Source organism: Actinoplanes sp. NPDC020271, from assembly GCF_044388125.1.
Classification (GTDB): Bacteria; Actinomycetota; Actinomycetes; order Mycobacteriales; family Micromonosporaceae; genus Actinoplanes.
In genome coordinates this window covers 1-4,117 of record NZ_JBIRWQ010000077.1, presented here as the reverse complement: position 1 = coordinate 4,117, position 4,117 = coordinate 1, and the positions used below count along the sequence as shown (strand labels likewise).

Annotated in this window: 6 protein-coding genes; 3 read left to right on the top strand and 3 right to left on the bottom strand. The window is 66.9% G+C overall.

What is annotated here, in order from left to right; translation table 11 throughout:
• The coding region (locus tag ACH442_RS47905; protein ID WP_396344902.1) for a transposase at positions 1-374 on the top strand (374 nt) is incomplete at its 5' end.
• 260 nt (positions 375-634) lie between these two features.
• Here the strand turns inward: ACH442_RS47905 and ACH442_RS47900 are convergent.
• The 3 genes from ACH442_RS47900 to ACH442_RS47890 form a co-directional block, all read right to left on the bottom strand.
• Complete coding sequence (locus ACH442_RS47900; RefSeq protein ID WP_396344901.1) at positions 635-1,144, bottom strand: hypothetical protein; 510 nt, start codon at positions 1,142-1,144, stop codon at positions 635-637.
• A gap of 275 nt (positions 1,145-1,419) precedes the next feature.
• On the bottom strand, positions 1,420-2,307 hold the full coding sequence (locus ACH442_RS47895) for an IS3 family transposase (protein WP_396344900.1): 888 nt from the start codon (positions 2,305-2,307) through the stop codon (positions 1,420-1,422).
• The gene (locus tag ACH442_RS47890; protein ID WP_396344899.1) at positions 2,304-2,615 is read right to left on the bottom strand and encodes a transposase; all 312 of its coding nucleotides are present in this window, start codon (positions 2,613-2,615) and stop codon (positions 2,304-2,306) included. The genes ACH442_RS47895 and ACH442_RS47890 overlap by 4 nt, the downstream gene beginning before the upstream one ends.
• 37 nt (positions 2,616-2,652) lie before the next feature.
• Here ACH442_RS47890 and ACH442_RS47885 point away from each other — a divergent pair, with 37 nt between their 5' ends.
• Positions 2,653-3,426, top strand: coding sequence for an IS256 family transposase (locus ACH442_RS47885; protein WP_396344898.1), 774 nt, complete (start codon positions 2,653-2,655; stop codon positions 3,424-3,426).
• Entirely contained in the window at positions 3,423-3,848 is a 426-nt protein-coding gene (locus ACH442_RS47880; protein ID WP_396344897.1) for a HEAT repeat domain-containing protein, read from the top strand. Before ACH442_RS47885 ends, ACH442_RS47880 begins: the two co-directional genes overlap by 4 nt.
• Positions 3,849-4,117 lie beyond the last annotated feature (269 nt).

The window sequence follows — 4,117 nt, the reverse complement described above, 5'->3', positions numbered from 1 at the left end:
GGTTGATTCGGGCGTATCGGCCAGCCGTAGCCGAGATTGCGTGTTCTCAACCCTCCGATAACTCACCTAACGTTATTAAAACGTCCAGTAAGAGGGCGTCTGATCCTCTAAAAGACGCCGTCGATCTGATCCGCGCGTCGGGTCGCACGATCCGTGACGTCGGCCGCGAGTTCGGCGTCAACTACGAGACTCTGCGGGGTTGGGTCAGCGCCGCGAAACGCGCTGAGCAGGGCCCCGCCGCCGGTGACAGCGCGGGCGAGCAGGTCAGCCCGGCGGAGCGCAAAGAGCTGAGCCGGCTGCGCAAGAAGGTCGCCGAGCTGGAAGCGGAGAAGCAAATCCTTCGCAAAGCGGCACAATATTTTGCCAAGGAGTAGTCCCGGGCGCTGCGCGCCTCCCCGTGGGAGGAAAATGGTGCGTCGCCGTCTGGTGACGAACCGAATTAACCAGCAAGGTCGCCTATGGGAACCAGCCGGGACCTGGCGCGGACGCAGCGACCTCTATTGCCGCCGTGGATCCCATGCTCTGATCCTCGCGACCGGCCTGCAGCCTCGGGTTCGTTTTCGCGAAGAACCGCGTCAGGGCACATCCGGATCTGCCGCAGACCGGTCGGCCTGGGTTGCACTGTGTCGCCCAGTCAGAGCGAAGGCCAGAGACGCACAAGATACTTTTCGGTGCCCCGCAAGCGTTGCCATGCGGCATAGGTCTCCTCGCCGCCTGTTTGGATCGTCGCCGTCTCGACATGTACAGCGGCCTCCTCCATTTCCCGGCGCCCCTGGTGACCGACCATAGCGACGTATCGCCCTGGAGAAGCATTCAGCTCCAGCGCAAAATTCGCATCACCCTCGACACCGATGCGTCCGCTGACCACGGTCAGCTCCAACGGTTCCGCCCACTGCCAGGCACCCTCATCAGCCGGCGTGGCGGCGTCGAGCACTTCGATACGTATCTGCGGGCAGCTGTACTGGTGCGCGCATCGCACTTGGATGACGGTGCCGGCCGCGCCCAGCATCCGGCCACCGCGGCGACCCGGTATCCGGGCGGCTCGGGCGGCGGCGGCCTGGTCGGCGTCGGTGTCGGCGAGCGCGTCGCGAATGAGGAACGTTCCCTCCGCGGTGTCGACAATGGTTTCGCCGTAGGCGCTCACCGGATCTCCTTTCGGCCGGTGGCGCCCCCTTGGACTGGAGCGCCACCGGTGGTTCAGCGGCTGATCGCGACGTAGAACGCGTCGCCGTCGAGGATACGGTTGGGCTGGTAGAAGCCGTTGTTCAGATATTTGCGTCCGGAATCCTGGTTGTCGACCTCGCCGATGATGCGGGCGGAACCGTTCCAGCGTTGCCAGCCGTTGGTGTCTCCTCCGGCTGCGGGGCTGCCGGTGAAGGCACCCTCTGAGGTTCCACCCCGGGATCGGACACCAGGGTTTTATGCCGCGAGGGCGATGGGTGGACGGTAGCAGACACGAGTCTCACGCGGAGTGCGCAGCCCGTTGGTCGAGTGCAGTCGCTGGCCGTTGTAGTAGTTGATGTAGGCGAATACGTCCTGGCGAGCCTGTGCCCGGGTAGCCCAGACACGAGTGCCGACCTCGGATTTCAGGGCGGCGAAGAACGACTCGGCGACCGCGTTGTCGTAGCAGGACCCGACCCGGCCCATCGATGGGCGCATCTTCAACCTGGTCAGCGTGGTACGAAAGTCTCTCGATGTGTACTGGCTGCCTCGGTCGGAATGGAAGATCGCGCCGGGTCGGACCAGGCCGCGGCGGTGCGCCAGCTCGACGGCGTCGCTGATCAGTTCGGTGCGCATGTGCGCGGCCATGGCGTGCCCGGCGACCTCGCGGTTGAACAGGTCGATCGTGGTGGCCAGGTATAGCCAGCCCTCGCTGGTGGGCAGGTAGGTGATGTCGCCGACGAACCGCAGCCCGGGCGCCAGGGCGGTGAACTCGCGGCGGATCAGGTCCGGCGCTGGCACGGCGGTGGCGTCGGGGCGGGTCGGCGACCGGCGGCGCCGGCGGGTGATCCCGGCGATGCCGCGTTCCCGCATGATCCGCTCGACGCGTTTACGGTTGATCAGCAGGCCGCGCCGACGCAGTTCGGCGGTGACCCGAGGCGATCCGTAGGCGTTGCGGTGCTCGCCGTGGATTGCCCGGATCCGGGCGGTGAGCTGCTCCTCCGCTCGCTCGCGTTCCTGCCGGGCGGGTTCGCCGGCCAGCCACTCGTAGTAGCCCTGCCGCCGGTGGACCGCCAGGACACGACACAGCCGCGTGACGCCGTAGACGGCGTGGTGTTCGGAGATGAACCGGTAGCGGTGGATCAACGACCCATCTCCTTGGCAAAATATTGTGCCGCTTTACGAAGTATCTCCTTCTCCAGTTCCAGCTCGGCGACCTTCTTACGCAGCCGGTTCAGCTCCTCACGCTCGGCCGAGCTGACCTGCCCGCCGGCACCGCCGTCGCCGGCCGCGGGGCCTTGCTCGGCGCGTTTCGCGGCGCTGACCCAGTTCCGCAGGGTCTCGTGGTTGACGCCGAGTTCCCGGCCGACGTCACGGATCGTGCGGCCCGAGGTGCGGACCAGATCGACGGCGTCCTTACGGAACTGCTCGGGATACTTCGAGGGACGAGGCACCGGGACATCCTTCCCCAGACCGCTGTCTGGTTTCGAAGTGTCCGGTCTCGAGGGGGAACCTCACTACGTCTACCTGTGGGCCGACGGCGTGCACCTGAACGTTCGTCTGGACGAGGCGAAACTCTGCCTGCTCGTCATGGTTGGCGTCCGCGTCGACGGCCGTAAGGAGCTCGTCGCCCTCGCGGAGGGCTACCGCGAGTCCACCGAGTCCTGGGCGGACCTGCTACGTGACTGCAAACGCCGCGGCATGCGCGCCCCGATACTGGCCGTCGGCGACGGCGCGCTCGGCTTCTGGAACGGTCTGCGCGAGGTGTTCCCCTCCAGCCGGGAGCAACGCTGCTGGTTCCACAAGATCGCCAACGTCCTCGGTGCGCTACCAAAATCGGCGCATCCCGGAGCGAAGCGCGCCTTGGCCGAGATCTGGAACGCCGAGGACCGCGAACACGCCCGCCGCGCGGTCGCCGCGTTCAAGCTCGCCTGCGGAGCGAAGTTCGGCAAAGCAGTCGCGAAGGTCGTCGACGACCTCGACGAGTTGCTAGCGTTCTACGACTTCCCGGCCGAGCACTGGGTGCACCTGCGCACCACGAACCCGATCGAGTCGACCTTCGCGACAGTGCGGCACCGCACCAAGGTCACCAAAGGCCCCGGCTCGAAAGCAGCCGGGCTCGCGATGGCGTTCAAACTGATCGAGGCTGCCCAGCAGCGATGGCGAGCGGTCAACGCACCGCACCTGGTCGCCCTGGTCCGAGCCGGCGCCCGCTTCGAACACGGCCGGCTCGTCGAACGCCCCCAGCAGCAGGCGGCGGCGTGAACCTCCAAGCCCTCCTCGGCCAGCTCGCCCACGCCGACCCACGCCGCCGGGACCTCGCCGCCGACGAACTCGGCGACCTCCTGCGCGCCGGCGCATACAACCAAGCCGATACCGAACAAGCCGTCACGCACCTGCTGACGACCGCACTGCACGACATCGATCCAACCGTGCGCGAGTCGGCGCTCCACGCCGTCAACGAAGCGTTCAACCACCGCGCACTGCACCTGCGACTGTTCGACGCCCTACAAAACCACCTGGCCTCACTCGACCCGACCCTGCTCGACTACGCCCTCAACATTCTCGCGTGCACCCACGACCCCGCCGCGCGACCAGTCATCGAGGTATTCCTCAACCACCCCAACCCCGACGTCCGCACCTCCGCAGCCGACGCGCTCACCGAGCTACCCGGACGTCGAACCTAGAACAGCCCCGGGCCTCGCGGCCGGCGCCGACGAGATGGGCATCTCGATCCGCGAGATCTCCACCAACGCCAACGGGGCCGCCGGGGTGAACGCAGACGCGGCACGTGCCGCCGAGTCGACCAACGCCAGTGTCCCCCGCCCTGCGAGGCGTCGTCGCAGATCGGCACCGTGGTCGGGACTGTAAAAAGAACGGCTCTGGCGCAGAAACGGTGGTCCGGTGACCACCATCCTTTGTGGTCATGGGCGTACGCGATCATGATGCCCGTGCG